At 68.7% G+C, this 26,620-nt stretch carries 31 protein-coding genes and 2 tRNA genes; 26 read left to right on the top strand and 7 right to left on the bottom strand.

The window, feature by feature from the left end:
- Positions 1 to 86: 86 nt before the first annotated feature.
- The 7 genes from AC1RRF_RS06775 to AC1RRF_RS06745 all read left to right on the top strand — a co-directional run bounded on the left by AC1RRF_RS06775 (position 87) and on the right by AC1RRF_RS06745 (position 6,577).
- The gene (locus AC1RRF_RS06775) at positions 87 to 677 is read left to right on the top strand and encodes a riboflavin synthase (protein ID WP_492833676.1); all 591 of its coding nucleotides are present in this window, start codon (positions 87 to 89) and stop codon (positions 675 to 677) included.
- The gene (gene ribB, locus AC1RRF_RS06770) at positions 677 to 1,810 is read left to right on the top strand and encodes a 3,4-dihydroxy-2-butanone-4-phosphate synthase (RefSeq protein ID WP_492833675.1); all 1,134 of its coding nucleotides are present in this window, start codon (positions 677 to 679) and stop codon (positions 1,808 to 1,810) included. Before AC1RRF_RS06775 ends, ribB begins: the two co-directional genes overlap by 1 nt.
- Positions 1,804 to 2,268, top strand: a complete 465-nt coding sequence (ribH, locus tag AC1RRF_RS06765) for a 6,7-dimethyl-8-ribityllumazine synthase (RefSeq protein WP_492834145.1) — start codon at positions 1,804 to 1,806, stop codon at positions 2,266 to 2,268. The genes ribB and ribH overlap by 7 nt, the downstream gene beginning before the upstream one ends.
- Positions 2,265 to 2,789 (top strand): transcription antitermination factor NusB, encoded by a 525-nt coding sequence (nusB, locus tag AC1RRF_RS06760; RefSeq protein ID WP_492833674.1) that lies wholly within the window; start codon positions 2,265 to 2,267, stop codon positions 2,787 to 2,789. The genes ribH and nusB overlap by 4 nt, the downstream gene beginning before the upstream one ends.
- A gap of 4 nt (positions 2,790 to 2,793) precedes the next feature.
- Positions 2,794 to 3,783, top strand: coding sequence for a thiamine-phosphate kinase (thiL, locus tag AC1RRF_RS06755; protein ID WP_492833673.1), 990 nt, complete (start codon positions 2,794 to 2,796; stop codon positions 3,781 to 3,783).
- A gap of 37 nt (positions 3,784 to 3,820) precedes the next feature.
- A complete protein-coding gene (locus AC1RRF_RS06750; RefSeq protein WP_492833672.1) occupies positions 3,821 to 4,249 on the top strand; it encodes a hypothetical protein in 429 nt (142 codons plus the stop codon).
- Positions 4,250 to 4,426: 177 nt separating this feature from the next.
- Positions 4,427 to 6,577 carry a sodium-translocating pyrophosphatase gene (locus AC1RRF_RS06745; protein WP_492833671.1) on the top strand — a complete coding sequence of 717 codons (2,151 nt, stop codon included), beginning with the start codon at positions 4,427 to 4,429 and terminating at the stop codon, positions 6,575 to 6,577.
- Between the two features lie 129 nt (positions 6,578 to 6,706).
- On the opposite strand, the gene AC1RRF_RS06740 is transcribed toward AC1RRF_RS06745, so the two are convergent.
- The gene (locus AC1RRF_RS06740) at positions 6,707 to 7,183 is read right to left on the bottom strand and encodes an outer membrane protein assembly factor BamE (protein WP_492833670.1); all 477 of its coding nucleotides are present in this window, start codon (positions 7,181 to 7,183) and stop codon (positions 6,707 to 6,709) included.
- An 87-nt stretch (positions 7,184 to 7,270) separates the two neighbouring features.
- On the opposite strand from AC1RRF_RS06740, the gene AC1RRF_RS06735 reads away from it, so the two are divergent.
- From AC1RRF_RS06735 to AC1RRF_RS06705, 7 genes are all read left to right on the top strand, one after another.
- Positions 7,271 to 7,801 (top strand): ubiquinol-cytochrome C chaperone family protein, encoded by a 531-nt coding sequence (locus tag AC1RRF_RS06735; RefSeq protein WP_492833669.1) that lies wholly within the window; start codon positions 7,271 to 7,273, stop codon positions 7,799 to 7,801.
- On the top strand, positions 7,798 to 8,310 hold the full coding sequence (locus AC1RRF_RS06730) for a YceD family protein (protein ID WP_492833668.1): 513 nt from the start codon (positions 7,798 to 7,800) through the stop codon (positions 8,308 to 8,310). The genes AC1RRF_RS06735 and AC1RRF_RS06730 overlap by 4 nt, the downstream gene beginning before the upstream one ends.
- 93 nt (positions 8,311 to 8,403) lie before the next feature.
- Complete coding sequence (plsX, locus tag AC1RRF_RS06725; protein ID WP_492833667.1) at positions 8,404 to 9,483, top strand: phosphate acyltransferase PlsX; 1,080 nt, start codon at positions 8,404 to 8,406, stop codon at positions 9,481 to 9,483.
- The gene (locus AC1RRF_RS06720) at positions 9,480 to 10,457 is read left to right on the top strand and encodes a beta-ketoacyl-ACP synthase III (protein ID WP_492833666.1); all 978 of its coding nucleotides are present in this window, start codon (positions 9,480 to 9,482) and stop codon (positions 10,455 to 10,457) included. The genes plsX and AC1RRF_RS06720 overlap by 4 nt, the downstream gene beginning before the upstream one ends.
- A gap of 72 nt (positions 10,458 to 10,529) precedes the next feature.
- Positions 10,530 to 10,832: an integration host factor subunit alpha gene (locus tag AC1RRF_RS06715; protein WP_291837746.1), complete on the top strand. Its 303-nt coding sequence runs from the start codon at positions 10,530 to 10,532 to the stop codon at positions 10,830 to 10,832.
- A gap of 8 nt (positions 10,833 to 10,840) precedes the next feature.
- Positions 10,841 to 11,266, top strand: coding sequence for a MerR family transcriptional regulator (locus AC1RRF_RS06710; protein WP_492833665.1), 426 nt, complete (start codon positions 10,841 to 10,843; stop codon positions 11,264 to 11,266).
- Between the two features lie 55 nt (positions 11,267 to 11,321).
- Positions 11,322 to 11,398: transfer RNA gene (locus tag AC1RRF_RS06705), tRNA-Pro, on the top strand.
- A gap of 69 nt (positions 11,399 to 11,467) precedes the next feature.
- Here the strand turns inward: AC1RRF_RS06705 and AC1RRF_RS06700 are convergent.
- The gene (locus AC1RRF_RS06700) at positions 11,468 to 11,668 is read right to left on the bottom strand and encodes a DUF2842 domain-containing protein (RefSeq protein ID WP_492833664.1); all 201 of its coding nucleotides are present in this window, start codon (positions 11,666 to 11,668) and stop codon (positions 11,468 to 11,470) included.
- Positions 11,668 to 11,919: a transglycosylase gene (locus tag AC1RRF_RS06695; RefSeq protein WP_291837753.1), complete on the bottom strand. Its 252-nt coding sequence runs from the start codon at positions 11,917 to 11,919 to the stop codon at positions 11,668 to 11,670. Before AC1RRF_RS06695 ends, AC1RRF_RS06700 begins: the two co-directional genes overlap by 1 nt.
- 137 nt (positions 11,920 to 12,056) lie before the next feature.
- Between AC1RRF_RS06695 and AC1RRF_RS06690 the strand changes: the two genes are divergently transcribed.
- A complete protein-coding gene (locus AC1RRF_RS06690) occupies positions 12,057 to 13,127 on the top strand; it encodes a COX15/CtaA family protein (RefSeq protein WP_492833663.1) in 1,071 nt (356 codons plus the stop codon).
- A gap of 4 nt (positions 13,128 to 13,131) precedes the next feature.
- Here AC1RRF_RS06690 and AC1RRF_RS06685 read toward each other — a convergent pair whose 3' ends face one another.
- Entirely contained in the window at positions 13,132 to 14,544 is a 1,413-nt protein-coding gene (locus AC1RRF_RS06685) for an alkaline phosphatase PhoX (protein WP_492833662.1), read from the bottom strand.
- A 303-nt stretch (positions 14,545 to 14,847) separates the two neighbouring features.
- Between AC1RRF_RS06685 and rplM the strand changes: the two genes are divergently transcribed.
- From rplM to msrB, 5 genes are all read left to right on the top strand, one after another.
- Positions 14,848 to 15,324 carry a 50S ribosomal protein L13 gene (gene rplM / locus AC1RRF_RS06680; protein WP_291840623.1) on the top strand — a complete coding sequence of 159 codons (477 nt, stop codon included), beginning with the start codon at positions 14,848 to 14,850 and terminating at the stop codon, positions 15,322 to 15,324.
- Positions 15,325 to 15,326: 2 nt separating this feature from the next.
- Complete coding sequence (gene rpsI, locus AC1RRF_RS06675) at positions 15,327 to 15,821, top strand: 30S ribosomal protein S9 (protein WP_291840627.1); 495 nt, start codon at positions 15,327 to 15,329, stop codon at positions 15,819 to 15,821.
- Positions 15,822 to 16,177: 356 nt separating this feature from the next.
- Complete coding sequence (locus AC1RRF_RS06670; protein ID WP_492833661.1) at positions 16,178 to 16,540, top strand: hypothetical protein; 363 nt, start codon at positions 16,178 to 16,180, stop codon at positions 16,538 to 16,540.
- On the top strand, positions 16,537 to 17,469 hold the full coding sequence (argC, locus tag AC1RRF_RS06665) for an N-acetyl-gamma-glutamyl-phosphate reductase (protein WP_492833660.1): 933 nt from the start codon (positions 16,537 to 16,539) through the stop codon (positions 17,467 to 17,469). Before AC1RRF_RS06670 ends, argC begins: the two co-directional genes overlap by 4 nt.
- Before the next feature lie 50 nt (positions 17,470 to 17,519).
- Positions 17,520 to 18,011, top strand: a complete 492-nt coding sequence (gene msrB, locus AC1RRF_RS06660) for a peptide-methionine (R)-S-oxide reductase MsrB (protein ID WP_492833659.1) — start codon at positions 17,520 to 17,522, stop codon at positions 18,009 to 18,011.
- Here msrB and AC1RRF_RS06655 read toward each other — a convergent pair.
- Genes AC1RRF_RS06655 through phaC form a run of 3 tightly spaced genes read right to left on the bottom strand, consistent with a single transcriptional unit; the run spans position 18,008 to position 21,556 of the window.
- Positions 18,008 to 19,168 carry a serine hydrolase domain-containing protein gene (locus AC1RRF_RS06655; RefSeq protein ID WP_492833658.1) on the bottom strand — a complete coding sequence of 387 codons (1,161 nt, stop codon included), beginning with the start codon at positions 19,166 to 19,168 and terminating at the stop codon, positions 18,008 to 18,010. The two genes, msrB and AC1RRF_RS06655, sit on opposite strands and share 4 nt — an antisense overlap.
- 31 nt (positions 19,169 to 19,199) lie before the next feature.
- Positions 19,200 to 19,580 carry a hypothetical protein gene (locus tag AC1RRF_RS06650; protein WP_492833657.1) on the bottom strand — a complete coding sequence of 127 codons (381 nt, stop codon included), beginning with the start codon at positions 19,578 to 19,580 and terminating at the stop codon, positions 19,200 to 19,202.
- Entirely contained in the window at positions 19,577 to 21,556 is a 1,980-nt protein-coding gene (gene phaC, locus AC1RRF_RS06645) for a class I poly(R)-hydroxyalkanoic acid synthase (RefSeq protein WP_492833656.1), read from the bottom strand. Before phaC ends, AC1RRF_RS06650 begins: the two co-directional genes overlap by 4 nt.
- A gap of 90 nt (positions 21,557 to 21,646) precedes the next feature.
- Between phaC and AC1RRF_RS06640 the strand changes: the two genes are divergently transcribed.
- From AC1RRF_RS06640 to AC1RRF_RS06615, 6 genes are all read left to right on the top strand, one after another.
- Entirely contained in the window at positions 21,647 to 22,087 is a 441-nt protein-coding gene (locus tag AC1RRF_RS06640) for a hypothetical protein (protein WP_492833655.1), read from the top strand.
- Between the two features lie 60 nt (positions 22,088 to 22,147).
- Positions 22,148 to 23,107 carry a class II fructose-bisphosphatase gene (gene glpX, locus AC1RRF_RS06635; RefSeq protein ID WP_492833654.1) on the top strand — a complete coding sequence of 320 codons (960 nt, stop codon included), beginning with the start codon at positions 22,148 to 22,150 and terminating at the stop codon, positions 23,105 to 23,107.
- The gene (gene recJ, locus AC1RRF_RS06630) at positions 23,107 to 24,909 is read left to right on the top strand and encodes a single-stranded-DNA-specific exonuclease RecJ (protein WP_492833653.1); all 1,803 of its coding nucleotides are present in this window, start codon (positions 23,107 to 23,109) and stop codon (positions 24,907 to 24,909) included. Before glpX ends, recJ begins: the two co-directional genes overlap by 1 nt.
- An 83-nt stretch (positions 24,910 to 24,992) precedes the next feature.
- Positions 24,993 to 25,067 (top strand) — tRNA-Glu (locus AC1RRF_RS06625).
- A gap of 457 nt (positions 25,068 to 25,524) precedes the next feature.
- Positions 25,525 to 26,088, top strand: a complete 564-nt coding sequence (locus tag AC1RRF_RS06620) for a cold-shock protein (protein ID WP_492833652.1) — start codon at positions 25,525 to 25,527, stop codon at positions 26,086 to 26,088.
- Positions 26,089 to 26,121: 33 nt separating this feature from the next.
- On the top strand, positions 26,122 to 26,592 hold the full coding sequence (locus AC1RRF_RS06615; RefSeq protein ID WP_492833651.1) for a DUF192 domain-containing protein: 471 nt from the start codon (positions 26,122 to 26,124) through the stop codon (positions 26,590 to 26,592).
- Positions 26,593 to 26,620: the final 28 nt, after the last annotated feature.

The following is a 26,620-nucleotide window of genomic DNA, read 5'->3' as shown; positions in this document are numbered from 1 at the left end:
CGGACGCTTCGGACGCATCGGACGGCGTTTTTTCAGGTCCGATCCGCACTGTTCGCACCCTGTTTTTGTCGCCCAAGGCCGCCTGAATGTTCACCGGAATCGTTACCGACATCGGCCGCGTCCGTAAGGTCGAGCAGACCGCCCGCGACCGCCGCTACGAGATCGAGACTGTCTGGGACACCGCCGGCATCGACCTGGGCGCCTCGATCAGCCACGCGGGCTGCTGCCTGACGGTGACCGAAAAGGGCCCCGGCTGGTTCGCGGTCGAGGTCTCGGGCGAGACCCTGTCCAAGACCAATCTGGGCGACTGGACCGAGGGCCACCGGGTCAATCTGGAGCGCGCGGCGAAACTGGGCGACGAGATGGGCGGCCATGTCGTCTCGGGCCACGTCGACGGACTGGGCACGGTCGTCTCGATCACGCCGGACGGCGGCTCGCACCGCATCGAGATCGAGGCTCCGGCGCCGCTGCACCGCTTCATCGCCTCCAAGGGCTCGATCACCGTCGACGGCGTCTCCCTGACCGTGAACGCGGTCGAGGGGCGCGTTTTCGTACTTAATCTTATACCCCACACCTGGGACGTGACGACGCTCGGCCAACTGAAAATCGGCGACGACGTGAATCTCGAGATCGACATGCTGGCGCGATACCTCGCGCGGTGGCAGGAGACGGCGTGATGCAACTGGCCGCGAACATGAACGACAGCCCTATCAGCCCGATCGAGGACATCCTCGAGGACGCCCGCAACGGGCGGCCCTACATCCTCGTCGACGCCGAGGATCGCGAGAACGAGGGCGACATCATCATTCCGGCCCAGTTCGCCACGCCGGACCAGATCAACTTCATGATCAAACAGGCCCGCGGCCTGGTCTGCCTGGCCATGACCGCCGACCGCGCCCGCCAGTTGCGCCTGCCGCCGATGGCCGCCGACAACCGCGAGAGCATGACCACGGCCTTCACCGTCTCGATCGAGGCCAAGGACGGGGTCACCACGGGCATCTCCGCCGCCGACCGCTCGCGCACCATCCATGTGGCGACTGACCCGTCCAAGGGCGTGGACGACATCGTCTCGCCGGGCCACATCTTCCCGCTGGTCGCTCGCGACGGCGGCGTCCTGGTCCGCGCTGGCCACACCGAGGCGGCCGTCGACATCAGCCGCATGGCCGGCCTGAACCCGTCGGGCGTCATCTGCGAGATCATTAAGGACGACGGCGAGATGGCCCGGATGCCGGACCTGATCGCCTTCGCCCAGCTGCACGGGCTCAAGATCGGCACCATCGCCGACCTGATCGCCTACCGCCGCCGCACCGAGCGCTTCGTCGAGCGGATCATGGACACGCCGTTCGAGAGCGTCCACGGCGGCCCGTTCCGGCTGATGCTCTACAAGAACACCATCGAGGGCAACGAGCACGTCGCCCTGGTCCACGGCCGGATCGAGCCGGGTAAGCCGACCCTCGTGCGCATGCACCAGGTCGATTTCGCCGCCGACCTGCTGGGCCACGTCGAGGCCCGCCAGTGCTACATTCCGCAGGCGCTCAAGGCGATCAGCGACCATGACGGCGCCGGCGTCACCGTCTTCCTGCGCGACCCCGACCTGCACGGCCTGGCTGAACGCCTCGCCGGCGTCGAAAAGCCCAAGGCGGTCGACCGCTCGCTTCGCAACTACGGCGTCGGCGCGCAGATCCTGCTGGACCTGGGCGTGCGCGACATGATCGTGATGAGCTCGACGCGCCCCAATCCCACCGCGCTGGAAGGCTACGGCCTGCGTATCGTCGGCTGGCGCGACATGGACGGAGAAGACCAATCGTAAGCGATCCCATCCGCGTCCTCATCGTCGAGGCGCGCTTCTATGACGACCTGGCCGACGCCCTGCTGGACGGGGCGAAGGACGCCCTGCGCGAACAGGGGGTCCAGTTCGACGTGATCTCCGTTCCGGGCGCGCTGGAAGTGCCGACCGCGATCGCCCTGGCCGTCGAGGCCGGGCGTTATCCGACCGCGCCGCGCTACGACGGCTTCGTCGCCCTGGGCACGGTGATCCGCGGCGAGACCTACCATTTCGAGATCGTCTCGGATCAGTCGGCCGCCGGCATCACCCAACTGGGTCTGACCGGCGTGGTGATCGGCAACGGCATCCTGACGACCGAGGACGAGGACCAGGCTTGGGCCCGCGCCCGCCGCAGCGAGGGCGACAAGGGCGGCGGCGCCGCGCGCGCCGCGCTCGACCTCATTGCCTTGCGCAAGCGGCTGCGCGTAGGACTGGGCGCGTGACCGAACCCAACAGCCTCAAGTCCGTCCTCGAGCAACTCGCCGAGGCCGAGAAGTCCCGCGCCGAACCGGCCCTGACCTCGCGTCAGCGCCGGGCCCGCACCGTCGCCCGCCTCGCCGCCGTCCAGGCGCTCTACCAGATGGAGCTGGCCGGGGAGGGGGTGGACACCGTCATCACCGAGTTCTCGAACCACCGCTTCGACGCCGACATCGAGGGCGAACCCCTCGCCGAGGCCGATGAGGCCTATTTCGCCGCCATCGTGCGCGGCGTCGTCGGCCACCAGCGCGCCATCGACGAGTCGGTGAAGGCCCGCCTGGCGTCCAACTGGCGCCTGGAGCGTCTGGACTCGACCCTGCGCGCCCTGCTGCGCGCCGGCGCCTGGGAGCTGCGCGAAAGCCGCGACGTGCCCAAGGAGATCGTCATCGACGAGTACGTCGAACTGGCCAAAGCCTTCTTCGACGACGCCGAGGCCAAGTTCGTCAACGCGGCGCTGGACGGCGTCGCCCGGGACGTGCGCGGCTGATCCCATGCCGGCAATCGACGTCGCCGGTGAGTTCGAGACGATCCGGCGGCTGTTCGCGCCGCTGGCCCATCCCGAATGGGGCAGGGGCCTGCTGGACGACGTCGCCGTGGTTCCGTCCCGGCCCGGCTTCGACCTTGTCCTGACCAAGGACACCATCGTCGAGGGCGTCCACTTCCTGCCCACCGATCCGCTCGACACGGTGGCGCAGAAGCTGCTGCGGGTGAACCTGTCCGACCTCGCCGCCAAGGGCGCCGAGCCCTTCGGCTACCTGCTGTCCTGCGGCTGGTCCGAGCGCTGCGGCTGGCCCGAGCGGCAGGCCTTCGCCAAGGGGCTGGCCGCCGATCAGAAGGCCTTCGGCGTCGCCCTGCTGGGCGGCGATACGGTGGTCACGCCCGGTCCCGCGACCTTCTCGGCCACCCTGATGGGCTGGTCGCCCAAGGGGAAGACGGTCAGCCGCGCCGGCGCCCGCCCGGGAGATCTGGTCTTCGTCACCGGCTTCATCGGCGACGGCTGGCTGGGCCTGCAGGCGGCGCGCGAGAAGCTGGGCCTGGCGCCCGAGCGCATCGCCGCCCTTGTGGAGCACTACCGCCGCCCGGTGCCCCGCCTGATCTTCGCCGACGCCGTCCGCGACATGGCCACGGCCTCGGTGGACGTCTCTGACGGTCTGATCGCCGACCTGGGCCACATCGCCGGGGCCAGCCGCGTCGGCCTGGACATTGATCTGGAGGTCACGCCCTTGTCGCCCGCCGGACAGGCCTGGTTCGCCGGACGGGTGGACGAGCAGGCGGCGCTGGAGACCCTGGCCACCGGCGGCGACGACTATGAGATCGCCTTCACCGCCGCCGCCAAGGACGAGCCCGCCCTGCGCCGCGAGGCCGAGCGCCGCCACATCTGGCTGACCTGTCTGGGCCGGGTGGTCGAAGGGAAGGGCGTCACCGCCCGCTTCGCCGGCAAGCCGGTCCAGATCGCGGCGACGGGCTTCACCCACGGCTGACAACGAAATCTCAAGGCGTCTGGGGCAGGGTGTGCCCATGCGCCGTCGTGACCTCCTCTCTGCCGCCGCCGTCCTGCCCGCCGCGGCTGTCGCCTCGACGGCCGCCGCCGGCGACGCGCCCCGCTCGTCCAGCGGCGCGACGGTCAACATCTCGGGCGTCGGCCTGCCGGTCATCGCCGAGGGCCGGCTGCGCAACTACGTCTTCGTCTCCATGCGCCTTCACCTCGGCGGTTCGGCCACCGTGGAATCGATGCGCGGCAAGGAAGCCTATCTGCGCGACGCCCTGGTCCGCGCCGGGCATCGCACGCCCTTCATCGTGCCCAACGACTGGACCCGCATCGACACCGACGCCATGTCGGCCAGCCTGATGCGCTCGGCCGCCGCCATCGTCGGCCGGGGCTCGATCTCGCGCGTCGAGATCATCAGCCAGGCCCCGCGCTGGCGCGCCGGCCTGCGGGCAGGCTGAACGCCGTTCACCCTACCCTGTTGCGTCACACCGACGCATTTGGCAGGCTCTTCGGACTTCCCCAGGGGTCGCCCTTGACGCGACCGTTGCGCACGGGGGGACCGGAAGGCGGAGAGAGGCGAAAACGCCCGCCGCGCCAAGGGTCCGGGCGCCCTACACACAGGGTTTGGAAACGCCATGTCTAACTATCTGTGGCTTGTCATAGCCGCAGGCGGCCTGGGGATTCTCTACGGAGCGATCCAGACGGCCGCCTTGATGAAAGCTCCCACCGGCAACGACCGCATGCGCGAGATCGCGGCCGCCATCCAGGAGGGGGCCTCCGCCTATCTGCGCCGCCAGTACATGACTATCGGCATGGTCGGCGTGGTCATCCTCATCGCCGCCTGGCTGCTGATCGGCCAATGGGCCGCCCTCGGCTTCCTGATCGGCGCCGTGCTTTCGGGCGCAGCCGGGTTCGCCGGCATGCTGATCTCGGTCCGGGCCAACGTCCGCACCGCGCAGGCGGCCTCCGAGAGCCTGTCCAAGGGGCTGGACCTCGCGTTCCGCTCGGGCGCGATCACCGGCATGTTCGTGGCTGGCGGCGCCCTGCTGGGCGTGGCGGGCTACTACGCCTTCATGACCGCGGGCCTGGGGCTGGAGAGCACCAGCCGCGAGGTCATCGACGGCCTGGTCGCGCTGGGCTTCGGCGCCTCGCTGATCTCGATCTTCGCCCGTTTGGGCGGCGGGATCTTCACCAAGGGCGCCGACGTCGGCGGCGACATGGTGGGCAAGGTCGAGGCCGGCATCCCCGAGGATGACCCCCGCAACGCCGCCACCATCGCGGACAACGTGGGCGACAACGTCGGCGACTGCGCCGGCATGGCCGCCGACCTGTTCGAGACCTACGCCGTCTCCACCGTGGCGACGATGGTGCTGGCCGCCATCTTCTTCCGCGGCACGGACTACGTCGGGGCGATGATGCTGCTGCCGCTGGCCATCTGCGCCATCTGCATCGTCACCTCGATCATCGGCAGCTTCTTCGTCCGTCTGGGCAAGAGCCAGAACATCATGGGCGCCCTTTATCAGGGCCTGATCGTCACCGGCATCCTGTCGGCGGGCGCGGTTTGGTGGATCATCGACACCGTCGCCCCGGCCACGGTCACCACCTCCGGCGGGCTGGTCATCACCTCGATGCAGCTGTTCTGGTCGGGCCTCGTCGGCCTGGTCGTCACCGCGGCCATCGTGGTCATCACCGAATACTACACCGGCTCGAACTTCCGCCCGGTGCGCTCGGTGGCCAACGCCTCGGTCTCGGGCCATGGCACCAACGTGATCCAGGGCCTGGCCGTGTCGCTGGAATCGACGGCGCTTCCGGCGCTGGCGATCATCGTCGGCATCGTGGTCAGCTTCCAGCTGGCGGGCCTGTTCGGCATCGCCATCGCCACCACGACCATGCTGGGCGTGGCGGGGATGATCGTGGCGCTGGACGCCTTCGGTCCGGTCACCGACAACGCCGGCGGCATCGCCGAGATGGCGGGTCTTCCGCCGGAAGTACGTCACTCGACCGACGCCCTGGACGCGGTGGGCAACACCACCAAGGCCGTGACCAAGGGCTACGCCATCGGTTCGGCCGGCCTGGGCGCCCTGGTGCTGTTCGCCGCCTATACCGAGGACCTGAAATACTTCGCCGAGACCGCCCTGCCGGGCAGCTTCTTCGAAGGCCTCGGAACGGTCGCCTTCGACCTGACCAACCCCTACGTCGTGGTCGGCCTGCTGTTCGGGGGGCTGCTGCCCTTCCTGTTCGGCGGCATGTCGATGACCGCCGTGGGCCGCGCGGCCGAATCGGTTGTGGCCGAGGTGCGCCGTCAGTTCCGCGAGAACCCGGGCATCATGACCGGCGAGGTGAAGCCGGAGTACGGCAAGGCCGTCGACATCCTGACCAGCGCGGCGATCAAGGAGATGATCGTGCCGTCGCTGCTGCCGGTGCTGTCGCCGATCGTGCTGTTCACCGTGGTGTTGTTCATCCAGCCGGAGAAGGCCAACGCCTTCGCCGCCCTGGGCGCCATGCTGATGGGCGTGATCGTGACCGGCCTGTTTGTGGCCATCTCGATGACCTCGGGCGGCGGCGCGTGGGACAACGCCAAGAAGGTCATTGAAGAGGGCTTCACCGACAAGAACGGCGTCGTCCACGGCAAGGGGTCGGAGGCTCACAAGGCCGCCGTCACCGGCGACACGGTGGGCGATCCCTACAAGGACACCTCCGGTCCGGCGGTGAACCCGATGATCAAGATCACCAACATCGTCGCCCTGCTTCTGCTGGCGGTGCTGGCAAGCGGCAAGATCGGCTGATCGGCCTGGGGTTGGCGTCGGCGACGGCGTCGACCCTTTGCCGTCGGCAACCACGATCCTGGCGTCACAATGAGAAACGCCCCGGAGAGCGATCTCCGGGGCGTTTCGATATCCGGTAGAGGTCCGACCCTAGTCCGGACGGCGCTGGCCGGGCTGGTCTTCCTCGGTGCGGGGCAGCTGGCCGCGGGCGACGTTGCCCAGCAGCTGTTCCAGGATGGTCAGTTGGCGACCGCGGGTCGGGGTCTCGCGACTGTTCATCGAGATGCGCTCGCCGTCGTCCAGGCCCAGGGTGCGCACGCCGGCGACCTGGCCGCCTTCGTTGAAGGTGATCTCGGTCACGCTGCGCTGGGTCACCTGCGGGCGGTTGTAGGTGTATTTCTCGGTGACCTGGCTGATGTAGTACCAGATCGTGTCGCTCTCGAAGGCCGAGGTCGTCGACGGCGAGCCCAGCTTGGTCAGCACCGTCTGGCGCGTGTCGGTGCCGGCGACGATGTCGGTGGGCTTGGCGTCGATGGCCTGGAAGCCGTTCTGGCCCACGACGGGGGCGCAGGCGCTGGTCAGCGCAGCGGCCGACAGGACGGCGATCAGGAGTTTCGTACGGAGCATTTGCGGCGCCTGCGACAGAACAAGGTCTTTGACCTAACCGGACCCGAGCCTTAGTTCAACGGCGCGGCGGAAAAGGGGCCGTGAAACATGCTTCAGAATCTCTTGCGAACCTTCCGCCGCGAACGTTTCGGCGACGGGCTTTATGAAATCGCCGTCCGTCAGGCCCGCGACCCGCGCTTCTACACCGCGCTGGGCGTCGCGGACCGCATCGACGCGCGGTTCGAACTGTACACCCTGCACGTCCTGCTGCTGACCATGCGGCTGAAGGACGAGGGGACCGAGCGCGGCGGCGACGCCGGCCAGCAGCTGTTCGACACCTATGTGTCGGCTCTGGATCACACCCTGCGGGAGCTGGGCGTCGGCGACATCTCGGTCGGCAAGAAGATGAGAAAGCTGGGCGAGTCGCTCTACGGCCGCATGACCGCCTATGAGACGCCCCTGCGGGACGGCGACGCCGAGACCCTGGCGACCAGCCTGGCGCGCAATGTGCTGGAGAGCGAGACGCCCGCGGACGGAGCGCTCCTGGCGGCCTATGCCCTGTCCAGCCGCACCCAGCTGGCGGCCCAGCCATTCAACGACGTTCTGAAAGCCCCCGCGTGGGCGGAGGTGAAGGCATGACCGCCCCCCAACTGCCCTATAGCGAGCCCGTCCGTCTGCATCAGATCGGGTCCGGCGTGAAACGCACCCTGACGCCCGACGCCGCCGCTCGCGCCCGAATCGCCCGGGCCCTGGACCTGGCGTCGCTGGATGCGGTCGAGGCCGAGGTGAACCTGGTCCCGACCGCCTCGGGCTGGACCCTGTCCGGCCGCGTCCGCGCCGATCTGGCCCAGACCTGCGGCATCACCCTGGAGCCGCTGCCGCTGAAGATCGACGAGGCCTTCTCGGTCCAGCTGGCCGAGCCGGTGGACGAGGAGTCCGACGAGATCATCATCACGCTGGAAGACGAATCGCCCGACGTGGTCGAGGACGGCCAGATCGATCTGGGCCAGTACGTCGTGGAGCAACTGGCCCTGCATCTGGACCCGTTCCCCCGCAAGCCCGGCGCGGAGTTCGTCCAGCCGCCGGAACCCACGGAAATCTCGCCTTTCGCGGTCCTGAAGCAACTTCGGCCCTCCGACGAAGGTTGACGCCGGGTCCACCTGGTTGCATCCCCCTTGTGCGGCGTTATCGTCGCCGCCTGACCAGCGCCGTTTACGTCGGCGCGACGGAGTCGAACCGGCTTGCCATCCCCCATTCTGATCTCGCTTGACGCCATGGGCGGGGATCACGGCCCGCCGGTCGTGGTCGGCGGCATATGCGACTACCGCACGCGGCACGGCGGCGAGGGCGTGCGCTTCCTCCTGAACGGGGACGAGGCCGCGATCCGCGCCGAAATGGTCCGCTGCGGCCTGGGCGACGACGTCTGTGACGTGCGCCACACCGACAAGGTCGTCGCCATGGACGAGAAGCCCGCCACGGCCATGCGCCGCGGCAAGGGCTCCAGCCTGTGGAACGCCATCGAGGCGGTGAAGACCGGAGAGGCCGCCGCGATCGTCTCGGCCGGCAACACCGGCGCCCTCATGGCCATCTCCAAGCTGATCCTGCGCATGTCCGCGCCGGGCCTTGAACGTCCCGCCATCGTCGCCAGCTGGCCGACCTTCCGGGGCGTCACCGCCGTGCTGGACGTGGGCGCCAACGTCGAGAGCGACGCGGCCCAGCTGGTCGAGTTCGCCATCATGGGCGAGGCCTTCATGACCGCCGTGCACGGGGTGACCAGCCCCACGGTCGGCATCCTGAACGTCGGGTCCGAGGACATGAAGGGCCACGAGGAGGTGCGCGAGGCCGCGCGCCTGCTGCGCGAGGGCGGCTTCGGTCTGGCCTATCACGGCTTCGTCGAGGGCGACGATATCGCCAAGGGCACGGTGGACGTGGTCGTCACCGACGGCTTCACCGGCAACATCGCCCTGAAGACCGCCGAGGGCGTGGCCAAATTCATCGGCGCCCTGACCCGCGAGGCCCTGACCTCCAGCCTGATGGCCAAGGCAGGGGCGGCGCTGGCCTATCCGGCGTTGAAGAAGATGAGCGCCAAGATCGATCCCAACGCCATCAACGGCGGCCCGCTGCTGGGCCTAAACGGCATTGTGGTGAAGAGCCACGGCGGCGCGACCGCGGGCGGTTTCGGCGCCGCGATCCGCATCGCTGTCGATCTGGCGCGCAGTGATTATATGACCAAGGTCGGGGCCAGCCTGCAGAAGCTGACCGCCGTGCTGGAACAGCCGCCCGCGCAGCCTTCGGATGCGGCCATGGAGACTACCAAGTGAGCGTCATGCGAAGCGCCGTGACCGGCGTCGGTTCGTATCTTCCGGAACAGATCGTCACCAACGCCGATCTGGCCGCCATCGTCGACACCTCGGACGAGTGGATCCAGGAGCGGACCGGCATCAAGCAGCGTCACAAGGCGCGCGATGACGAACCGACCAGCGATCTGGCGGTCGAGGCCGCCCGGCGCGCCCTGATCGACGCGGGCAGGACGGCGGCGGACGTGGACCTGATCGTGGTGGCGACGACCACCCCGGACATGACCTTCCCGGCCACGGCCTCGATCGTGCAGCGCAAGCTGGGCGCGCCGGTGGGCATCGCCTTCGACGTCCAGGCCGTCTGCTCGGGCTTCGTCTATGCGCTCAGCGTCGCCGACGGCTTCGTGGCGCGTGGCCTGGCGAAATGCGCCCTGGTGATCGGCGCCGAGGAGATGACCCGGCTGCTGGACTGGAATGACCGGTCCACCTGCGTGCTGTTCGGCGACGGCGCCGGCGCCGTGGTGGTCGAGCCGCGCGAAGGGCAGGGGACCAAGGCCGATCAGGGCCTGCTGGGCTTCGCCCTGCGCTGCGACGGCTCAAAGACCGACCTGCTCTATGTCGACGGCGGCCCGGCCACGACCGGCTCGGTCGGCCATCTGCGCATGGCCGGCAACCAGGTCTTCCGCCATGCGGTGATCAATATCGCCGAGGCTATCACCGCCGCCTGCGAAGCCTCAGGCATCGAGGTGCCCGAGGTCGACTGGTTCGTGCCCCATCAGGCCAACCAGCGCATCATCCGCGGCGTCGGCGACCGGTTGGGACTGGACGAGGAGAAGGTCATCTCGACCGTCGCCACCCACGCCAACACCTCGGCCGCATCCATCCCCCTGGCGCTGGACGCCGCCATCAAGGACGGGCGCATCAAGCGCGGCGATCTGGTGGTCATGGAGGCCATGGGCGGGGGGCTGACCTGGGGCGCCTGCGCGATTCGTCTGTAGAGCGATTTCGCCTTTTCATTTCAGGGCGCTTGCCCTTTTATGGGTCCCACTGACGATTGAGGGGAGTGACCGGTGACGCAGACCCTGACGCGGGCCGATCTTTGCGAAGCTGTCCACGAGGAAGTGGGCCTCTCGCGGCAGGAGTGCTCCCAAATGGTCGAGCGCACCCTCGAACTGATCGTCGAGTCGCTGGAGCGCGGCGAGACCGTCAAGCTGTCGGGCTTCGGCGTCTTCCAGGTCCGCGAGAAGCGCGCCCGCATGGGCCGCAATCCCAAGACCGGCGAACCGGCCGCGATCAACCCGCGCCGGGTCATCAGCTTCCGCGCCTCGCAGATCATGAAGGGCCGGGTGCACGACGCCGTCGTGACCGCCTGATCTGATCCATGGCCAAGAGCCCTCAAGCGTTTCGGACGATCTCGGAGGCCGCCGACGAGGTCGGCGCGCCCCAGCACGTCCTGCGTTTCTGGGAGACCAAATTCACCTTCGTCGCGCCGCTGAAGCGCGCGGGCGGCCGCCGGTTCTACCGGCCGCAGGACATCGTGCTGCTGAAGGCGGTCAAGCGGCTGCTGCACGACGAGGGCCTGACCATCAAGGGCGTTCAGCGCCTGTTCCGCGAGCAGGGCCTCAAGCGCATCGCCGCCTGGGGCGACCCCGAAGGCCTGGTGGCGTTCGAGCCCGAGGGCGCGACGCCGGAGCCCGCGCCCGCTCCGGCGCCCGCCGCCGTATCCTCGGTCCGGCTGCGTCAGGTTCTGGCCGAACTGGAGGGCGCGCGGGCCCGGCTGGAAGCCACCCTGTCGCGATCGGCCTGAAGACCTCTTTTTTGGGTTTGCGCGCGGCGCGACCCCGTCTATAGGGAGCGCCTCTCGGAGCGTGGCGCAGCCTGGTAGCGCACTTGACTGGGGGTCAAGGGGTCGCAGGTTCGAATCCTGTCGCTCCGACCATTTTCGAAAGAAAATCGGTTGGTTGAAGGGGTCGTCTTCGGACGGCCCCTTTGCAATTCAGCGCCGTGCTCAGTCCTTGCCGCTCTCGGCCCATTTGAACAGCGGATAGAGCGGCACGCCCCAGCCGATGCCGCCGACGGCGAAGAACAGCAGGTCCAGCAGCATGTTCGGCCCGAACAGGCCGCGCAGGGCGATGACGCCCCAGATCCAGACCACGAGAAAGGCCAGCAGGCCGATCATGGCGATGAAGCGCCGGGTTCGGCCGCCCATCAGCGCTTGCTGCGGAACAGGAAGAAGGCGGCCAGGGCGACGGCCGAGGCGATCATCGACCACAGGACCCAACCCCACTGATCCATGGTCGAGACGGCGAAGACGCGGACGGCCAGGAAGGCGCCCGCGATCGCGCCGACGCCCGAGACCAGTCCGGTCGCGAACAGACCGCGGCGGCCGGTGAGCAGGTCGGCCAGCCAGGCCAGCACGAAGGCGCCGAGAACGGCGGTGACGATGTCGGCGTACTGCAAACGGCCTCTCCAGCATGCGGCGACAGGGCGCCGAAAAGCGACTCGATCTCGCCCTCATGCGCGGGCATACCGCACAGGTCCGGGCGCGGCGAGTTGCGCGCGAGCGGCAGTGTAACGGGCGGAACGGCAGGCGTCGAATGAAGCGTTTGGGCGGTGGCGATCAAAGCCGGTCGGTGGCGATCTGGCTGTGGGCGGTGGCGGCGTTGGTCTTCGCCATGGTCGTGGTGGGCGGCGTGACCCGCCTGACCGGCTCGGGCCTGTCGATCACCGAGTGGAAGCCGATCATGGGCGCGATGCCGCCGATGAACCACGCCGACTGGATGGACGCCTTCGAGAAGTACAAGGCCATCCCGCAATACCAGCAGATCAACGCCGGCATGAGCCTGGCCGAGTTCCAGGGCATCTTCTTCTGGGAATGGTTCCACCGCCTGCTGGGCCGTCTGATCGGCGTGGCCTTCGCCCTGCCGTTCGCGGTCCTGCTGCTGATGCGCAAGGTGCAGCGCCGGCTGATCGCCCGCTGCGTGGTCCTGCTGGGGCTGGGCGGGCTGCAGGGGCTGATCGGCTGGTGGATGGTGACCAGCGGTCTGAGCGAGCGGGTCGACGTGGCCCCCGAGCGTCTGGCGACCCACCTGGGTCTCGCGCTCATCATCTTCATGGGCCTGATCTGGACCGGGCTGGAGGCCTGGAACGGCGAGGAGCGCTCGCGCTCTCCCGGAGGCTGGAGCCGCGGCGCCGCCATCCTGCTGGGCGCGGTCTTCATCCAGTGCCTGCTGGGCGGGCTGGTGGCCGGGGCCAAGGCGGGCTTCGTCTACACCGACTGGCCGCTGATGAACGGCGCGGTCTTCCCGCCGGTCGAATGGGGCAAGGGCGCGTTGGCCTTCCTGCACGACCAGGCGCTGGTTCAGTTCAATCACCGCATCTGGGCCTACGGCCTGCTGATCGGCGGCACGATCTATGCGGTGCAGGCGTGGCGCTGGCGGCTGGCCGAGGGGCTGGGCGTGGGCGCCTTCGCGGTGGCCGCCGCCCTGTGGCTGCAGGCCCTGTTGGGCGTGGTCACCCTGATGAACGCCGTGCCCCTGTGGCTCGGCGCCCTGCATCAGGCGGGGGCGGCGCTGGTGCTGGCGACGGCGACCGTGAACCTGTGGCTGGTCCGCCGGTCGCAGCCGCGCCTGTTCGTGTCGGGGCCGCGGTCGCGCGGGCTGTTCTAGGTCGTCAGCCCCGCACCGTGTCCCAGGGTCCCGTGATCGCCAGGGTCACGCCCGGGTACTGGATGTTGACGAACAACACCTCGCCGTCCGGCGAGAAGACGCAGCCGCAGAGCTCTGAGTTGCCCTGGAAGACGTTGCGGCCCAGCGTGTAGAGCTTGCCGTCCGGCGTCACGCCCTTGAGGTGGTTGCGGATCGCCGGGGAATAGTTGTCCTCGCACACGATCAGATGGCCCCAGGGCGCGACCGTCAGGTTGTCGGCCATGTTCATGGCCTTCTCGTCCAGGCTCTCGACGAACAGCTGGATGCGGCCGGGACGGGCGCGTTCGCCGGCCTGCCCCTCGGCGGGCGAGGGGACGTAGCGCAGGATCTGGCCGCGCTCGATCGGACCGCCCGAGGTGGCGGTCAGGTACAGCTCATTGTCGCCCCAGTGGATGCCTTCGCCGCGCGCCACCAGCGCCGCGCCGGCGGCGTGGCCGCGCTTGCGCAGGTCGTCGTTGGGGCTTTCGACATCGTCCAGATCGATCCAGTCGACCTCTTTCCAGTCGCCGACGCTCCAGAAGCGCGCGCCGTCGTGGTTGGCGGTGTCGGCGCCCGGCGCACCGCGCACGACCATGGCCTGCAGGCGCCCGCCGTCGACCAGCTTGCCCGGCGTGGTCGGGATGAAGCGGTAGAAGAGGCCGTCGCCCTGATCCTCGGTCTGGTAGAGGATGCCGGTGCGCGGATCGACGCAGACCGCCTCGTGGTCGAAGCGGCCCATGGCCTTCAGCGGCACGGCCTGGACCAGGCCTTCGGCGTCGGCGGGCACCTCGAAGATGTAGCCGTGCTCCTTCATGACGTCGGCGTTGGACGGCTTCTCCTCGGTCTCCTCGCAGGTCAGCCAGCTGCCCCAGGGGGTCATGCCGCCGCAGCAGTTGGTCGAGGTGCCGGCCAGGCTCATGAACTGACGCACGGTCTCGCCGGTCTTGAGGTCATAGACGACCGTGGTGGTGCCGCCGGGCAGGACCTGGCCGTTCTTGTAGGTGTCATAGGCCTTGGAGGCGTCGACCCGGCCCAGCCGCTCCTGCCGATAGCCGCCGGGGCCCCAGTTGCGGTGCGACCGCGACGAGCCCTTGAGCTCGTGGTTGCGGACCAGCGCCACCTGCGTGCCGCCGAGGGCGAAACAACCCATGCCGTCGAACTGGCCGGGCACCAGCAGGCCGTCGTCCATGGTCTCGCCGCCCTGGGAGACGACGGTGTAGGAAAAACCCTCGGGCAGGTCGAACAGGCCGTTCGGATCGGGCCGCAGCGGACCATAGCCCTGGACCTCGTTGACATAGGTCTCGGCGGCCGCCGCCTGGGCCGAGGCCTGACGGGCCAGGCCGGTGAAGGCGAGGGCGGCGGCGCCCGTGGTCAGGACGCCGCGACGGTCGATACGCATGGGGCCGGCACTCCGGTGGCTGGAACTGCCGCGCTTATGCCGGGCGTCGGTCAGGGTTCTGTGACAGCGAGCGCGGCGGATCGTCCCGGCGTTCGCCGGGGCGATAAACGGCGGTGAAAGTCGCGCATCTGTGCGGTATTTTAATACCGTTTAAGTTTTTCCATTATTTTACAACACGGTAGGGCAATCTGGGTGCGTAAACCGGCATTGACCGCGACCCGGGCTTCCTCTATCAGCGCGCCTTCCGTTCACCGGTCCCGCCGGAGAACACCCGTTTCGCCCGTCTCCCAAGGACTCCTCGTTATGCTGAAGAGCACTACGGCTTCGCTGAAGCCGGCCGAGGTCACGAAGAAATGGATCCACATCGACGCTGAAGGCGTCGTGGTGGGCCGTCTCGCGACCTTCATCGCCAACCGTCTGCGCGGCAAGCACCGCGGCGACTACACCCCGCACGTCGATTGCGGCGACTATGTCATCGTGACCAACGTCGACAAGGTCGTCTTCACCGGCAAGAAGAACACCGACAAGATCTACTACCGCCACACCGGTCACCCGGGCGGCGTCAAGTCGACGACCCCGGAGAAGGTTCTGGGCGGCCGCTTCCCCGAGCGCGTGCTCGAGAAGGCCGTCGAGCGCATGCTGCCGAAGGAAAGCCCGCTGGCCCGCAAGCAGATGACGCACCTGCGTCTGTTCGCCGGCGCCGCGCACAGCCACGAAGCCCAGTCGCCCGAGACGATCGACTTCGCGTCGGCCTCTCCCAAGAACACCCGGAGCGTCTGAGCATGACCGACGTCACCAACGACACCGCCACCGGCTTCGACGCCCTGAAGGGCCTCGGCACTCCGGGCGTGGGCGAAGAGCACCCCGTCTACGTCCAGAAGCTGGACGCCCAGGGCCGCGCCTACTCGACCGGCAAGCGCAAGAACGCGATCGCCCGCGTCTGGGTGAAGCCCGGCACCGGCAAGTTCACCATCAACGGCAAGGACCAGGAGCAGTACTTCGCTCGTCCCGTGCTGCGCATGATGATCGCCCAGCCGCTGGTCGTCACCGAGCGTGAAACCCAGTTCGACGTGGTCTGCACCGTTGAAGGTTCGGGCCTGTCGGGCCAGGCCGGCGCCATCCGCCACGGCCTGTCGCACGCCCTGACGCACTACGAGCCGGAACTGCGCAAGGTTCTGAAGCCGCACGGCTTCCTGACCCGCGACAGCCGCGTCGTCGAGCGTAAGAAGTACGGCCGCGCCAAGGCTCGCCGTTCGTTCCAGTTCTCGAAGCGCTAAGCCGTTTCATTACGGTCTGGATCAGGGCGCTTCGGGAAACCGGAGCGCCCTTTTTCTTTGGAACGTCGATTCACGAGAACGTGAATCTGGGGAGCGGAGCCGTGAGACTTTGACCAATGCGGTCTCTCGTCGTCCCATGCCGTCTCATGTTGCTTCGTGAGAGCACCTCGGAATCAGCGGGCCCAAATCGATTTGCATCGCTAATGAGGCATGCGCCCCTTGACGGACAATCGGGTTTTCACCCCCAATACCCGAAGGGATTGCACATCTGATTCGCTAATGCGGAGATGTGCCCCGTGCCTAAAAAATCTCAAAACGAACCACGCACACGACGGTCAATGATCGCTGGTCGAGCGATGGATCGCGCCCCGAAGCAGCGCGAGTTCTGGGAGGTCAAGGGTGCACTGGTGCACCCTTACCGGACCGCGTTGCCGTCGGAACTATCGCTCAACGATGGCGACAGGTCATCGACGAGGAGCGCCATGTCGGTTGAGGAACAAGCAAGCGAATTCACCGCTACCGATGAGATCGCTTTCGATTTGAAGCGACTTACGATGCAGGCGAGGGGCAAGGGGTTGAAACAAGTCCCCCTTCTGGCGGGAGTGCTGCTTCTGGCAATGCTGATCGCACTCGCCATGTTGGGATTGATGGTGCATGTGGCCGATCGCCACTCGCCGGCTGCCTATAGTCAGATTGAGAGAGTTATCTCGCGCCTATGACCCACACCATCTTCATCGACGGCGAAGCCGGCACCACGGGTCTGGAGATCCGCGAGCGGCTGGAGGCGCGTCCGGACCTGGAGCTGATCCTGCTGGGCGACCGCCGCCGGGACGTCGAGGCGCGGCGCGAGGCGCTGAACGGCGCCGACGCGGTGATCCTGTGCCTGCCGGACGACGCCGCCATCGAAGCGGTGTCGATGATCGAGAACCCCAAGGTGCGGGTCATCGACGCCTCGACCGCCTACCGGGTCGATCCCGACTGGACCTACGGCTTCGCCGAAATGGCGCCGGGCCAGCGCGAGGCCATCGCCGCCTCGACGCGGGTGTCGAACCCGGGCTGCTATCCGACCGGCCTGATCGGCCTGGTGCGCCCGCTGGTGTCGGCGGGGATCGTGCCGGCGGGCTGGCCGGTGACGGTCAATGCGGTCAGCGGCTATTCCGGCGGCGGCAAGGCCATGATCGCCGAGTTCGAAGGCGGCGGGGCCGAGGCCTACCGCGCCTACGGCCTGACGCTGAAGCACAAGCATGTGCCGGAGATGACCAAACACACCGGGCTGGAGCGCAAGGTGCTGTTCGCGCCCGCCGTCGGGTCGTACCGGCAGGGGATGCTGGTCGAGGTTCCGCTGCACCTGTCGGCCCTGCCGGGCTCGCCCTCGGTCGAGGTGGTGCACGGGGCGCTGGTGGAAGCCTATGCGGGGCAGCGCTTCGTCGAGGTCGCTTCGCTGGAAGAGACCGAGGCCATGACCGGGATCGACCCCGAGGGCCTGAACGGCACCAACCGCATGCGCCTGCATGTGTTCGGGGATCGGGGCGGGGAGCAGGCGCGGCTGGTGGCCCTGCTGGACAATCTCGGCAAGGGGGCGTCCGGCGCGGCGGTGCAGAACCTGAACCTGATGCTGGGGCTGGACGAGGCCGCCGGCCTGAGCTGACGACGGCGGAGGGGTTGCATCTCCGTCGGGATACCCGACGTATCTCAGATATGACCCAGACCCGCAGAGCCCTGTTCCTGACCGCCGGCGCGGCGGCGCTGAGCGCGTGCGCGCCGGAAGTCGCCGATGCGTCGGAGGCCCAGTACGCCAACTCGCCCTTCCGGCGGATCACCGACGCCCAGTGGCGGGCGCGGTTGCCGGCGCTGAGCTATCAGGTGCTGCGCCATGAGGGCACCGAACGGCCGGGGACCAGTCCGCTGAACGAGGAGCACCGGCGCGGGACTTTCGTCTGCCGGGGCTGCGAACTGCCGCTGTTCCGCTCGGAATGGAAGTTCGACAGCGGCACCGGCTGGCCCAGCTTCACCCGGGTGATGGCCGCCAATGTGGGGATCAAGCGCGACTTCGCCCTGGGCATCCCGCGCACCGAATACCACTGCGCCCGCTGCCTGGGGCATCAGGGCCATGTGTTCGACGACGGCCCGGCGCCGACCGGCAAGCGCTACTGCAACAACGGCGTGTCGCTGATCTTCCAGCCAGCCTAATTCTGCGGGGCGGCGTCGACCGCCTCGACCACCTGGCGGATGAAGGCGCGGCGGGCGGCGCTGTGGGCCCGGCCCGTGGCCTGCGGCCAGGCCGACAGCAGGACGATGACCAGACGGCGCTCGGGATCGACGCGGATGGTCTGGCCGAAGATGCCGTAGGCGGCGAAGATCCCGTCGTCCTGGGTCCACCACTGGAAGCCGTAGCCTTCGCCGGGATCGCCGGTCTCGGCCTGCTTGACCACGGCCTGGGCGAACCAGTCGTCGGGAACGATGCGTTCGCCGCCCAGCACGCCGCCGTCCATCGCCATCAGGCCGATGCGGCCCCAGTCGCGCAGGGTGGCCGAGACGCAGCAGCCGCCCATCTCGCGCCCGCCCTGGTCCAGCGCCCAGAAGGCGTCCGCCTCCATGCCCGCGCGCGACCAGATCCGCTCGGAGAGGAGTTCAGCCAGTGGTCGGCGCTCGGCGGCGGCGACCAGGGTTCCGATCAGATTGGTCTCGCCGGTGGAGTAGTTCCAATGCGTGCCCGGCGCGTGGGCGCGGGGCAGGCGGGCCATGTAGGTGACGACCGGATCGCGACCGTCGAACGCCGGCTCCTGAAGGAAGCGGGCGACGTCGGAGTTCGGGTCGGAATAGTCCTCGTCCCAGGCCACGCCCGAAGTCATGGTCAGCAGCTGTCGCACGGTCACGCCGTCGTAGCCGCCGCCCGCCAGACCCGGCAGGTAGCGGGTGACGGGATCCTCCAGCGAGCCGATGGCGCCGCTCTTCAGCGCCGTCCCGACCAGGGTCGAGGTCAGGCTCTTGGTCATGGAGAAGGAGACCCAGTGGTTCTCCGGTCCGATGCCGAGGCCGTACTGCTCCAGCCGGATGCGGCCATCCTGGATGACCAGCACCCCGGCGACCTTCTCGGCCTCCATGTAGGCCGTCGGGTCGAGCGTGATCGGCGTTCCCGGGGGTAGGGCGCGCACGGGCGTGTCGCCGCGCCGGACGGGCGCATGCGGCATGATGGTGTCCATGGCGCGGAAGGCCCGCTCGCGGTCCGCGGGCGCCCAGAACAGCACCCCGGCGGGGTTGGTCTCGGGCGTCGGCTGTTGGGCCGAGGCGGGCAGGGCGCCGGTCAGCAGGACGGCGGCGGCGAGGCAGGCTGCGAGACGGTTCATGCGCCAGCTTAGCAGGGCGGGCGCCGCTGCGTCAGCCCGCCCGCCGCACCCTGATCGCCGACTCCGCCGTCACGCCGAAGATCACCGCGGCGATGATGACCGCCAGTCCGTAGTCGGGGCCGGGGAAGAGCACGGGCAGCACAGCGATCACCGTCACGATGGCCGGGAAGAGGGCGGCCCAGACGGCCGTGCCGGGACTGTCCGGATGGATCATCGGCGGGCGTGGCGGCTGACCCGTCATCTTCGCCAGACGCGGGCTCAGCAGCACGAAGCCGCCGGCGCAGATCACCGCCATCAGGACGTTGCGCAACTGGATCGGCTGGGGCTCGGTCAGGCTGGTGGTGATCAGGACGAGCAGCAGGCTCAGGCCGGTGGAGACGGCGAGCAGCAGATTGGGTTCGAAACGCTTCAAGACTTCACTTTCACATAGGCCCCGGGGGCCGGTTCGACCGGCGTCAGCGGGCCCGTCTTCGGATCGCGGGCGGGGACCTGGGCGCCGGACCGCTCATGCAGCCACGCCGCCCAGTGGTTCCACCAGCTTCCGGGGTGTTCCTCGGCCTGCGCCTGCCATTCGGCCAGGGTCGCGGGCAGGGCGGCGTTGATCCAGTGCTGGTACTTGTTGGCCGAAGGCGGATTGACCACCCCGGCGATATGGCCCGACCCCGCCAGCGTCAGGGTCACGTCGGCGTTGGGGAAGGCCCGGGCCGAGCGGTAGACCGAGTTCATCGGCGCGATGTGGTCCTCGCGGCTGGCCTGGAAATAGAGCGGGATGGTCACCTTCGACAGGTCGATGACCTGGCCGCCAATGCTGAAATCGCCCTGGGTCAGGGCGTTGCGGCCGTACATGGAGCGCAGATAGTCCATGTGCAGGGCCTTGGGCATGCGTGTCTGGTCGGCGTTCCAGAACAGCAGGTCGAAGGCGGCCGGCGCCTTGCCCATCAGGTAGTTGCTGACGAAGAACGACCAGATCAGGTCGTTGGCGCGCAGCGCGTTGAAGGTCTCGGCCATGGCCGCGCCGGGCAGGACCCCGCCGGCGGCGTCCATCTGCTGCTCGATCTCGTTCAGCCAGTGGTCGTCGGTGAACAGCAGCAGGTCGCCCGCCTCGGCGAAGTCGTGCTGGGCCGCGAAGAAGGTGTTGGCCGAGACGCGCGCATCCTTGTTGGCCGCCATATGGGCCAGGGCCGCGCCCATCAGGGTGCCGCCGATGCAGTAGCCGACCGTGTTGACCGACTTGGCGCCCGATTGCTCCAGCACCTTCTCGACCGCGCGATAGACGCCCTTCTGCAGATAGTCGTCGAAGCCGTAGCCGGCCTTGTCCTGGTCCGGATTGACCCAGGAGCAGACGAAGACGGTGAACCCCTGGGCCGACAGCCAGCGGATCATCGAGTTCTCGGGCTGCAGGTCCAGGATGTAGAATTTGTTGATCCAGGGCGGGAAGATCAGCAGCGGGATCTCGTGCTGGGTCTTGGTCGCCGGGTCGTACTGCAGCAGTTCGAACAGGTCGTCGCGCCAGACCACCTGGCCGGGGGCGGTGGCGACGTTCACCCCGACCTCGAACTTGCCGTAGTCGGCCTGGCTGATCTTCAGCTTGCCCTGGCCGCGCTCCAGGTCGGCGGCGAAATTCTGCATCCCCTTCACCAGCGACTCGCCGTTGCTCTCGGCCAGGGCCTTCAGGGCGGCGGGGTTGGAGGCCAGGAAGTTGGACGGCGAGAAGGCGTCCGTCAGCAGCTTGGTGAAGAACTCGGCTCGGCGCTTGGTGCGCGGATCGACGTCCTCGACCGAGGACACCAGCCCGTTCATCCAGTCGGCGGTGACCAGATAGGACTGGCGCATGACGTCGAACATCGGGTTCTCGGACCAGGCCGGGTCCTTGAAACGCTTGTCCTTCGAGGGGGCGGCGGCGGGCTCCTCGCCCGCGGCCCGTCGGGCCGAAGAGGCCCACAGGTCCATGTAGCGGTTGAACAGGTCGGCCTGGGCGCTGAACAGCCGGTCGGGGCGCGAGGCCAGGCTGGACATCACCGAGGTCATGGCCGGGCCGACATTGAACGGATCGGGCGACAGGGCGGCGGGCCGGTCCGCCTGGCTGAGCGCGGCCTCGGCGATGGCCGTCTGGGCCGTCATGGCGGCCTTGGCCAGGTTCAGCGACAGGGTCTCCAGCATCTCGCGCTGCTCGGCGCCGAAGGGGGCGGCGGGCCCCGATTCGGGCGCGGCGGCCTCGGGCCGGGGCTGGGATTGGGGCGCGGGTTCCGGCTCAGGCGCGGCGGTCGCGGCCTTGGCGGCGCGGGGGCGGGGCGGTTTGGCCGAGGTCGGGCGACCGGCGCGGCGCGGCGCCTTCACGGCCCCGGCGACGGGGGGCTCGGGCGGCGGGACGGTCGGGCGTCTGGCCATGCGGCGGTTCCTGCTGCGCGTCATTATTGGACGTAAAGGACTCGCGCCGCCCTTCCGCCTGTCACGATCATGGCGTAGACCGCCAATGAAATGAACGCGCCGATCCGGAAAATTGCTGCGCTGTGCGTCGTCCTGACAGGGACGGGCGTGCTTTCGGCCTGCGCCGGAGCCTTCTCGCCCCACACCGACACGGCCTCGCCCGTCGCCCCGCAGGTGCAGGCGCTGGTGGAAGCCAACCGCCGCTATCCCGGCTGGGAGGACTTCCCCAAGGCGACGTCCGCGCCCGAACCCGCCCAGATCGCCGCCCAGGTGAACACCCTGCGGGTCAGCGCCGGGGCGCTGGCGGGCGAGACCTCGCGAATCGACTGGCAGACCCCCGGCGACGCTGTGGCCTTCACCGAAGCCGTTCGGGCCCGCATCGCCGCCACTCCGATCGCACCCGCTTCGGCCGAAACCCAGGCCGAGATCGACGCCCGCCTGCGCGCCGCCCGCGAACGCGGACGCGCCCCGCCGCCGGTCGACCGCCGCTAATCCCTTTCAGAATCGCCCGGGCGACAGAATCCGGGGATCATCGCCTCACGGAGAACGCCCATGGCCGCTTCGGCCCCTTACGCCTCTACCCTGGCCGCCGACGCCGCGCGCGTGACCGAGCTGGCCGCCATCGCCTCCTACGCCCAGATCGGCCGCGGCGACGAGAAGGCCGCCGACCAGCTGGCCGTGGACGCCATGCGCACGGCGCTGAACGCCCTGGATATCGACGGCAAGATCGTCATCGGCGAAGGCGAGCGCGATGAAGCCCCGATGCTCTACATCGGCGAGAAGGTCGGCACCGGCAAAGGCCCGGCGATCGACATCGCCCTGGACCCGCTGGAAGGCACCACCCTGACGGCCAAGGCCATGGCCAACGCCCTGTGCGTGCTGTCGATGTCGCCCGGCGGCGGCATGCTGCACGCGCCCGACACCTATATGGACAAGATCGCGGTCGGCCCGGGCTATCCGGCCGGCACGGTCGACCTGGACAACAGCCCGCAGGACAATGTCCGCAATCTGGCCAAGGCCAAGGGCGTGGCGCCGTCGGAAATCACCGTCTGCGTCATGGACCGTCCGCGCCACGCCGAGCTCATCGCGGCGCTGCGCGAGGTCGGCGCCAAGGTCGTGCTGATCACCGACGGCGACGTGGCCGGCGTGATCCACACGGCCGAGCCGGAAACCGGCATCGACATGTACCTGGGCTCGGGCGGCGCGCCGGAAGGCGTGCTGGCGGCCTCGGCGTTGAAATGCGTCGGCGGCTTCTTCCAGGGCCGCCTGATCTTCCGCAACGACGACGAGCGCGAGCGCGCCCGCCGCACCGGCGTGACCGATTTCGACCGCAAATACGATCTGCACGAGCTGGTCTCCAAGGACGCCATCTTCGCCGCCACCGGCGTGACCAAGGGCGCCATGCTGGACGGCGTCCACTTCCGCGACGGCTTCGTCACCACCCACACGCTGGTGATGGATTCCTCGACCCGCACCGTGCAGCGCATCCGCACCACGCGTCCGGTCGCCTGATGGCGGACGGCGGGAGCGCTCCGGCCTTTCTGGGCGTCTCCCGCTCGCTCTCCGGCCGCGTCTGGCGGCAAAGGCCCGCCGAGCCCGGCGTCATCCGCGCCCATATGCAGGTGCTGGGGCTGGACGAGCCGCTGGCCCGGGCGCTGGCGGCGCGGGGCGTGCGCGCCGACCAGGGGCAGGACTTCCTGACCCCGACGCTGAAGGCCCTGTTCCCGGACCCCTCCAGCTTCACCGACATGGACGCGGCGGCGACGGCCATCGTCGACGCCCTGCAGGCCGGATCGTCGGTGCACGTCTTCGCCGACTATGATGTGGACGGCGCCTCCAGCGCCGCCCTGCTGGTGCGCTGGTTCCGGGCCATGGGCGCCGACCTGCCCATTTACGTCCCGGACCGCATCACCGAGGGCTATGGCCCCAGCGCGAAGGCGTTTGACACCCTGAAGGCCTCGGGCGCCGATCTGGTCGTCACCGTCGACTGCGGCGCGGCGGCCAATGAGGCGGTGGCCCATGCGGCCGCGATCGGCCTGAAGGTCGTGGTCATCGACCACCACATGATGCGCGAGCAGCCGCCGCAATGCCTGGCCGTCGTCAATCCGAACCGGCCCGGCTGCAACTCGGGGCAGGGCAACCTGGCCGCCGCCGGGGTGGTCTTCGTCCTGCTGGCCGCCCTGAACCGCGAGGCGCGGGGCCGGGGGCTGTTCGAGGGGCGCGACCAGCCGGACATCCGCCAGTGGCTGGATCTGGCCGCCATGGGCGCCATCTGCGACGTGACCGGCCTGACCGGCTTCAACCGGGCCCTGACGAGTCTCGGACTAGGCGTGATGTCCAGCTGGAGCAATCCTGGGCTGAAGGCCCTGCTGGCGGCCGCCGGCGCCGAAGAAGGTCCGGCCAAGGTCAATCACGCCGGCTTCATCCTGGGGCCGCGCATCAATGCGGGCGGCCGGATCGGCAAGTCCGACCTGGGTGCGCGCCTGCTGTCCACCGACGATCCCGAGGAGGCCAGGGCGCTGGCGCAGGAGCTGGACGCCCTGAACATCGCCCGCCGCGAGGTCGAGAAACAGGTCACCGATCAGGCCATGCGCCGGGTCGAGGCCACGGGCGCCCACGCCGACGGCTCGGCGGTGGTGGTCATCGAGGGCGACGACTGGCACCCGGGCGTGGTCGGCATCGTGGCCGGGCGGCTGCGCGAGCGCTGGCGCAAGCCCGTGGTGGTCATCGGCGTCGACGCCGTGAACGGGCTGGGCAAGGGCTCGGGCCGGTCGCAGCCGGGCATGAACCTGGGCAAGGCCGTGCAGGCCGCCTGGGAAGCCGGCGTCCTGCTCGCCGGCGGCGGTCACGCCATGGCGGCGGGCCTGACGGTCAAGGCGGACCGCATCGGCGAGCTGCGCGACTTCCTCAATAACCGCATGGCCGGCGAACAGGCGGCGGCCGAGGCGCTGGACGGGGTGGAGATCGACGCCCTGATCGAGCCGGTGGCGGCCACCCGCGCCCTGTTCGAACAGTTCGACGCCCTGGCCCCCTTCGGCCCGGCCAATCCCGAGCCCCTGTTCGCCATGGAGCATGTCTCGGTGCGCGAACCCGTGGCCATGAACGGCGGCCATGTGCGCTGCCGGCTGGTCGGGGCCGACGGGGCCTCGGTGAAGGCCATCGCCTGGCGCTGCGCCGACCTGCCGACCGGCAAGGCCCTGCTGGCGGGGCAGGGGGGATTGAGCGTCACGGGGCGATTGAAGGCGGATGACTGGAACGGTCGTCGCGGCGTTCAATTCGAGATCGAGGACATCGCCGATCCGCGCATGGCGTGAGCGGAACGGTGATCTGAATTTTTCTGCGAAAAGGCGTTGCAGCCTGAGGAGTCGGCGGCTATATCGCCGCTTCCCCGCGCAGCGGTCCCTTCGTCTATCGGTTAGGACGTCAGGTTTTCAACCTGAAAAGAGGGGTTCGACTCCCCTAGGGACTGCCACGCGGGGCATTCCTCCTCATCCTGAAATCGTCAGTCCCGCGCGAGCCTTTCGGCGCGCGCCGCCTTGGCGTTGAGCGTCGCGGCGCACGCGGCCTCGGCGCCAATCCGTGTGGGCGTACGGATCGATTTGCTGGCTATCGACGGGGTCAGGCCCGGAACCCTGGATAAGCCGCTGCAGGTGAGATTCTGCCGGACGCGCCATGCCCCCGGCCACGGGTCAGGGCGACCGTGCGGTCCGGCAAGCAGGCAGGCGCGGGGTCTTCCCCTTGATCGGAAAGCCCTATCGTCCCACCGACTTGTCGCGCGGGTTGGAACGTCCATGCTCAGGGCGATCTGGCAACGGTTGAACGAATTCGACAGCACAACCGACGAAAATGGGTGTTTTTCGCTTTTCAGGTGTTCAAAGAACCGTGTTAAATAAGCCGTGCCCGTACAGATCCCGGGCAGGGGGAAAGTTGTGTCTGACTACGAGGGTGGGGAAACGGCGACCGCGGTGCGGATCGCCGGACGGGTCAAGTGGTTCGACCCCGGCAAGGGCTACGGGTTCATCGTACCCGACGACCCGGGCATGACCGACCTCAAGGACGTGCTTCTGCACATCTCCAGCCTGCGCGACAGCGGACACGAGACCGCCGCCGAGGGCGCACCCATTTCCTGCGACTGCGTGCGCCGCCCCAAGGGCTGGCAGGTGATCGAGATCGTCGATCTGGGCGAGGGCGATCCCGCCCTGGCCGTCCAGCCGCCGCGCCGCCCGACGGGCTATGAAGGCCTGCGCCAATCCAGCGAGGCGGCGCCGCCCGTCGCGGGCGGTCCGCTCGAGCCGGCGGTGGTGAAATGGTTCAACCGCACCAAGGGCTACGGATTCGTGGTGCGCGACGGCCAACCCGGAGATATCTTCGTCCATGTCGAAACGCTTCGGCGCTGCGGGCTGGACGATCTTCTGCCCGGAGAGTCTGTTTCGGTGCGGTTCGCCGATGGCCCCAAGGGGCTGGTGGTCGCTGAAATCAGGATGGGCGGGTAGGACATCCGCTCCCTATGCAAAGGGCGGATGCGAATGATTCATCGTCGTGGAATTCTGGCGCTTGTCGCCGGCGTGATGCTGCTGGCCGGCTGCGCCCTCGGGACGCCCAAGGGGCCGGACGGCCAGCCGATGGAGCCGCTGACCATCACCACCTCGAGCGGCGTCCACAAATTCATGGTCGAGATCGCTGACGATGACGCCGAGCGCCAGCGCGGCCTGATGGAGCGCCCGCCGCTCGCCGACGACCGCGGCATGCTGTTCCAGTTCCCCGATGTCGCCGAGCGCGGCTTCTGGATGCACAACACGCCCAGCCCGCTGGACATCATCTACATCGACCCGCACGGCCGTATCGTTTCGATCGCCAAGAACGCGGCGCCCAACAACGACCGGGTCCTGCCATCGAACGGACCGGCCATGGGGGTGCTGGAACTGCGCGCCGGCCGATCGGACGAGATCGGCGCCAAGCCGGGCGACAAGGTCACTCATCCCTTCTTTGCCGAATAAGCGGGCCTGACGCGTTGCGGTGCGGCGG

It is taken from the genome of Brevundimonas sp. GW821-FHT12C05 (assembly GCF_058807475.1).
The sequence above is the reverse complement of the archived record's forward strand: the minus strand, read 5'-3'. Positions and strand labels throughout refer to the sequence as shown.